6 protein-coding genes and 1 pseudogene are annotated in these 5,875 nt (G+C 72.8%); 5 read left to right on the forward strand and 2 right to left on the reverse strand.

From position 1 onward, the window contains the following. Positions 1–230, reverse strand: a pseudogene (locus tag D8M29_RS14195) (hypothetical protein); the annotation flags it as partial. Between D8M29_RS14195 and D8M29_RS07665 the strand changes: the two are divergent. Next, a complete protein-coding gene (locus D8M29_RS07665; RefSeq protein ID WP_238693351.1) occupies positions 160–351 on the forward strand; it encodes a hypothetical protein in 192 nt (63 codons plus the stop codon). The pseudogene D8M29_RS14195 and the gene D8M29_RS07665 sit on opposite strands and share 71 nt — an antisense overlap. 49 nt (positions 352–400) lie before the next feature. Continuing rightward, the gene (gene hpt, locus D8M29_RS07670) at positions 401–952 is read left to right on the forward strand and encodes a hypoxanthine phosphoribosyltransferase (protein ID WP_044659872.1); all 552 of its coding nucleotides are present in this window, start codon (positions 401–403) and stop codon (positions 950–952) included. 41 nt (positions 953–993) lie between these two features. Here hpt and D8M29_RS07675 read toward each other — a convergent pair whose 3' ends face one another. Next, complete coding sequence (locus D8M29_RS07675) at positions 994–2,058, reverse strand: type IV toxin-antitoxin system AbiEi family antitoxin domain-containing protein (RefSeq protein ID WP_127445886.1); 1,065 nt, start codon at positions 2,056–2,058, stop codon at positions 994–996. Between the two features lie 395 nt (positions 2,059–2,453). Between D8M29_RS07675 and ftsH the strand changes: the two genes are divergently transcribed. From ftsH to folP, 3 genes are all read left to right on the forward strand, one after another. Then, positions 2,454–4,544 (forward strand): ATP-dependent zinc metalloprotease FtsH, encoded by a 2,091-nt coding sequence (ftsH, locus tag D8M29_RS07680; RefSeq protein ID WP_127435126.1) that lies wholly within the window; start codon positions 2,454–2,456, stop codon positions 4,542–4,544. Between the two features lie 17 nt (positions 4,545–4,561). Next, positions 4,562–5,182 (forward strand): GTP cyclohydrolase I FolE, encoded by a 621-nt coding sequence (gene folE, locus D8M29_RS07685; protein WP_010079671.1) that lies wholly within the window; start codon positions 4,562–4,564, stop codon positions 5,180–5,182. Between the two features lie 26 nt (positions 5,183–5,208). Continuing rightward, positions 5,209–5,875 (forward strand): dihydropteroate synthase (gene folP, locus D8M29_RS07690; RefSeq protein ID WP_127445887.1); only part of this gene is annotated, 667 nt, incomplete at its 3' end.

The following is a 5,875-nucleotide window of genomic DNA, read 5'->3' on the forward strand; positions in this document are numbered from 1 at the left end:
TCCTCCCCGGTGTAGCCGGTGCGGGCCAGCAGCACCTCGATCCCGGCCACGGTGGCCGGCTCGGCGGAGTAGTACTTTAGGTCTGCGACCAGCTGGCGCCGCGTCGTCTCCCTGGACCTGGACGCCCTGGCCGCGCTGCCCGCCGCCGTGCGCCACCGCGTGATCGCGCGCGCCGCCCGCGCCGCGGGAGGGCAGGCCCCGCCCCACGAACGGATCCTCGCGGTGGACACCCTCGTGACGGGCGCCCACGCGGGGGGCACGTCGGCCGGTCCGGTGGAGCTGCCCGGCGGGGTGGCCGCGCATCGGGCGTGTGCCAGACTGGACCTCATCCCCTGCCTTCCCGGTCCCTGACTGCGGCCCGGCCCGGCATTCCCGCACGAGCACTCACCAGGAGCGGCGCATGGACGCACAGGATGTCCAGAACGACCTCAGCCACGTCCTCATGTCCCGCGAGGACGTGCAGGGCACGATCACGGACCTGGCCCGCCAGATCGACCGCGACTACGCGGACAAGGACCTGCTCATCGTCGCCGTGCTCAAGGGCGCGGTGATGGTGGTCGCCGACCTCACCCGCGCCCTGCACTCCCACGTGGAGCTGGACTTCATGGCGGTCTCCTCCTACGGCTCCGGCACCAAGTCCTCCGGCGTGGTGCGCATCCTCAAGGACCTCGACGCGGACCTCACGGGCCGGCACGTCCTGATCGTCGAGGACATCATCGACTCCGGTCTGACCCTGTCCTGGCTCAAGGCCAACCTCGAATCCCGCGGCCCCGCCTCGGTCGAGATCTGCACCCTGCTGCGCAAGCCGGAGGCCATGAAGGTGGACATCGACGTGAAGTACGTCGGGCGGGACATCCCCAACGAGTTCGTGGTGGGCTACGGCCTGGACTACGCGGAGAAGTACCGCAACCTGGACTTCGTGGGCACCCTCGCCCCGCACGTGTACAGCTGACCGGGGGCCCGGCCCGGCGTGGCCGCCGCAGCAGCGACCTGTCACGTGAGCGGTCGCTCTGAGGTGCCATTCACGCCCCATTCCGACTCCTTGCGTGACAGGTCGCCGGCGTCCCCGAGGTGACGGCGCACCTCCACGATCACGCGCGTGAATCCGCGGCGAGCGTCGGAGGAGGACACGGTGATGTTCCGGTAGCCCCGTCGCTCGAAGGCCGCGTTGCGCTGCACGTCACGGTCGATCTGGCGATCCGCGCCGTGGTGGCCGCCGTCGTAGTGCAGGGCCACTCTCGCCTGCCGATAGCCCAGGTCCGCCGTCGCGGGGTGGTGCAGGGAGAACTCCGGGTCCCAGACCTCGAGCTGCAGTGCGGGCTCGGGGAGCCCGGCGGCCCTCAGCGCGAGCCGCAGCCGCGTCTCCTTCGGCGAGTGCGCCCCCACCCGGACCAGCGTGGCGGCGGTGCGGAGCCGTCGTCGCCGGTTGTGCGCGGACGGGCTGGTCTCGGCCGCCTGGGTCAGGGCCGCCCGGGTCCGCTCGGCGGCGCCCGGGCCGCCGGACAGCTCCGCCCGGCGGACGAGATGGTCGCCGAGGATGACGAGCTCGTCGTCGTCGAGCAGGGCGGCGAGGTCGACCCAGAGACGGGGCGGGGCGGTGACGTGCCAGGCCAGGCCGCCGATCCGCACGCGCTCCACATCCGCGGGCGGGAGCGCCGTCCGGTGGGAGGTGACGCCGGGGAGGGAGAGCTGGCCACGGTCTCGCGGGCGGCTCACGTGGACGTCGTCCCCCGCGTCCAGTCGCTCCGGCAGCCAGATCTCCCGGGCGCGGGCCGCGGTCTGGTGCGACACCACCGTGGTGGCGCGGTGCCGGGCGAGTCGCAGCAGGAGCTCGTGTTGGGTGGCCGAGAGCGGGGTGCTCCACCGGTAGGGGGAGGAGCCGGCCACGGGGCGCTCGACGGCGGCCGGGGTGGCCTCACGCCGGCGGTAGAGGCCCCGGGCGAGGCGTTCGACGTCGGAGCGACGCAGCCGGTTGCGGTCGATGCCGGCGGCCCTCGCCTGCGCGGCGGTGAAGGGGCCGTGAAGCAAGGCCGCGGGAAGCGGGGCGGGGTGACGCATGGTGCCAGCCTGGCGCGGTGGAGCGGGCGGCGTCCTGAGCCGCCGCCGGCCTGGGGAGGGATGCGGGTGCACGGGGGTCTGTGCAGGCGGGGACGCAGGGGCGCGGTCGCAGCGCCAGCGTTCCTGTCATGCGAGCGGTCGCTCTGAGGTGCGATCCACGCGCCATTCCGACCCCTCGCATTCCCGGTGGGTGCCAGGACGGTGCTGGCCGACGTCGGCGCCGGCTGACCGCCCGCGCCCTGTCCACCTGACGCGAACAGTCAGCGGACACCCGGGCGGGGCCGGTACCGTGGAGGCTTGACCCGGGCGCGACGTCGGCCCTGCGCCGGCCCCGGCTGCACGGCGGCCGCCCCGGGGAGCCCGGCCCCCGCGGCAGACCAGGAGACACTCGGACCGTGAAGAAGCTGTTCAACAAGCCCTACGTCTGGATCCTGCTGGGCCTGCTGGTCCTCGCCGTCGCGATCCCGCTGACCACGTCACAGAGCGGCCGCACCATGGTGGACACCAACGTGGGCATGGCCCTGCTGAAGGACGACAAGGCCGCGCAGGCCCGCGTGGTGGACGGGGACCAGCGCGTGGACCTCACCCTGCGTGAGCCCTACAAGCAGGACGACCGGGACCTCGGCAAGGAGGTCTACTTCTACTTCGCCACCGCGCGCGCCACGGACGTGGTCACCGCGGTGGACGACTCGGCCCTGGACGGCTACACGGACGAGCCGGTGCGGAGCAACTGGTTCCTCTCGCTGCTCGGCTTCATGGTTCCGTTCCTGCTCATCGCACTGCTGTTCTGGTTCCTGATGTCCCGCATGCAGGGCGGCGGCGGCAAGGTCATGCAGTTCGGCAAGTCCCGCGCCAAGCTGATCAACAAGGACAACCCGGACGTGCTGTTCAAGGACGTCGCGGGCGCGGACGAGGCCGTGGAGGAGCTCCAGGAGATCAAGGAGTTCCTCACCGTGCCGGACCGCTTCCGCGCCGTGGGCGCCAAGATCCCCAAGGGCGTGCTGCTCTACGGCCCGCCCGGCACGGGCAAGACCCTCCTCGCCAAGGCCGTGGCCGGTGAGGCCGGCGTGCCGTTCTACTCGATCTCCGGCTCGGACTTCGTGGAGATGTTCGTGGGCGTCGGCGCCTCGCGCGTGCGCGACCTCTTCGAGCAGGCCAAGTCCAACGCGCCCGCCATCATCTTCGTGGACGAGATCGACGCCGTCGGCCGGCACCGCGGCGCAGGCATCGGCGGCGGCAACGACGAGCGCGAGCAGACCCTGAACCAGATGCTCGTGGAGATGGACGGCTTCGACGCCTCCACGAACGTCATCATGATCGCCGCGACCAACCGCCCGGACGTCCTGGACCCGGCGCTGCTGCGCCCGGGCCGCTTCGACCGCCAGATCCCCGTGGACGCCCCGGACCTCGAGGGCCGTGCCAGGATCCTCGAGGTGCACGCGCAGGGCAAGCCGATCGCCCTGGACGTGGACCTGCGCTCCCTGGCCAAGCGCACCCCCGGCTACACGGGTGCGGACCTGGCCAACGTGATCAACGAGGCCGCGCTGCTCACGGCGCGCTCGAACAACAACGTGATCGACAACCACGCCCTGGACGAGGCCGTGGACCGCGTGATGGCCGGCCCGCAGAAGCGCACCCGCCTGATGAACGAGCACGAGCGCAAGGTCACCGCCTACCACGAGGGCGGCCACGCGCTCGTGGCGGCCGGCCTGCGCAACTCCGCCCCGGTCACCAAGATCACGATCCTGCCCCGCGGCCGCGCCCTGGGCTACACGATGGTGGTCCCGGAGGACGACAAGTACTCCGTCACCCGCAACGAGCTCCTGGACCAGCTCGCGTACGCGATGGGCGGGCGCGTGGCGGAGGAGATCGTGTTCAAGGACCCGTCCACGGGCGCCGCGAACGACATCCAGAAGGCCACGGACACGGCCCGCAAGATGGTCACCGAGTACGGCATGTCCGCCAAGGTGGGCGCCGTCAAGCTCGGCGGCGGCAGCTCCGAGCCCTTCGTGGGCGGCGCCGCCGGCGGCTCCTCCCGCGAGTACTCCGAGGAGCTGGCGTACCTGGTGGACGTCGAGGTCCGCACCCTGCTGGACCAGGCCCATGCCGAGGCCCACTGGGTGCTCACGGAGAACCGGGACGTCCTGGACCGCCTGGCCTACGAGCTGCTGGAGAAGGAGACGCTCACCCAGGAGGCCATCGCCGCCATCTTCGCGGACGTGCGCAAGCGGCCCGAGCGCGGCGTGTGGCTGGCCTCGGACGACCGGCTCCCGCAGGACATCCCGCCCGTCCGCTCCCCCTCCGAGCGCCGCTCGCGGCATGACGGCGGGCAGCAGACCCCCGTCGGCGTCGAGGGCACCACGGTGCCGGTGCGTCCGGAGGGCGCGCCGCCGTCGTCGCTGGGCGGGGACGCGGCCGGCCCCGGCCTGCCGCCGCACGGCGGCCCGAGCAACACGCCGGGCCCCGGCGAGGGACCGACCTTTTGACCGCGCAGGAGACCCGCATGACAGCCCACACCCCCGACGACGCCGTCCCCGGCACGTTCGACCCGGACTCCACCGCGGTGGACCGGCCGCGCATCGAGGCGGCGGTGCGGGAGATCCTGCTGGCGATCGGTGAGGACCCGGACCGCGAGGGCCTGGCGGACACCCCGGCGCGGGTGGCCAAGGCCTACGCGGAGTTCTTCGCGGGCCTGCACCAGAGCCCGGACCAGGTGCTCGGCACCACGTTCGACATCGCGCACGAGGAGCTCGTGCTGGTGAAGGACATCCCGTTCTACTCGACCTGCGAGCACCACCTGGTGCCGTTCCACGGCGCCGCGCACATCGGCTACATCCCCTCCGCCGAGGGCCGCGTGACGGGGCTGTCCAAGCTGGCCCGCCTCGTGGAGCTGTACGCGCGGCGTCCGCAGGTGCAGGAGCGGCTGACCACGCAGGTGGTGGAGGCGCTCATGGAGCACCTGGCCCCGCGCGGGGCGATCGTGGTGGTGGAGGCCGAGCACATGTGCATGTCCATGCGGGGTGTGCGCAAGCCGGGCGCGAAGACCGTCACCTCGGCGGTCCGCGGCCAGCTGCGGGATCCGTCCACGCGCTCGGAGGCGATGAGCCTCATCATGCACGGCTGAGGACCACCGACGGCGGAGGAGGACACGTGGACGAGAGCATCGACGCGGCGGCGCGGGAGGCGAACCGCGCCCTGCTGGGGCGGCTGCCCGAAGCCCGCACCCTGGTCATGGGCATCCTCAATGTCACCCCTGACTCGTTCTCGGACGGCGGGGAGCACGCCACCGTCCGCGCGGCTCTCGACCACGCCCGGCGCATGGTCGCGGACGGCGCGGACATCGTGGACGTGGGCGGGGAGTCCACCCGCCCCGGGGCCCGCGCCGTGCCGCCGGCCGAGGAGCAGGAGCGCATCCTGCCCGTGATCGAGGCGCTGCTGGCCGAGGACGTCGTCGTCTCCGTGGACACGCGCCACACCGCCACCGCCCGGGCCGCCCTGGCGCTGGGGCCGGTGATCGTCAACGACGTCTCCGGCCTCGCCCACGAGCCGGAGATGCCGGCGCTGATCGCCGCGTCGGGCGCGCCCTACATCCTCATGCACAACCGCGGGAACCCGCAGACCATGGACGGGCTGGCCGTCTACGAGGACACCGTCCCGGACGTCGTGTGCGAGCTGCGGGACGTGGCCGGCCGCTTCCTCGCCGCGGGCGTCGAGCCCGCGCAGCTGATCGTCGACCCGGGCCTGGGCTTCGCGAAGGCCGGCGAGCAGAACTGGGAGCTGCTGCGCGGCCTCGAGTGGCTCCGCGCCATGGGCCACC

It is taken from the genome of Micrococcus sp. HSID17227, assembly GCF_003989405.1.
Taxonomy (GTDB): domain Bacteria; phylum Actinomycetota; class Actinomycetes; order Actinomycetales; family Micrococcaceae; genus Micrococcus; species Micrococcus luteus.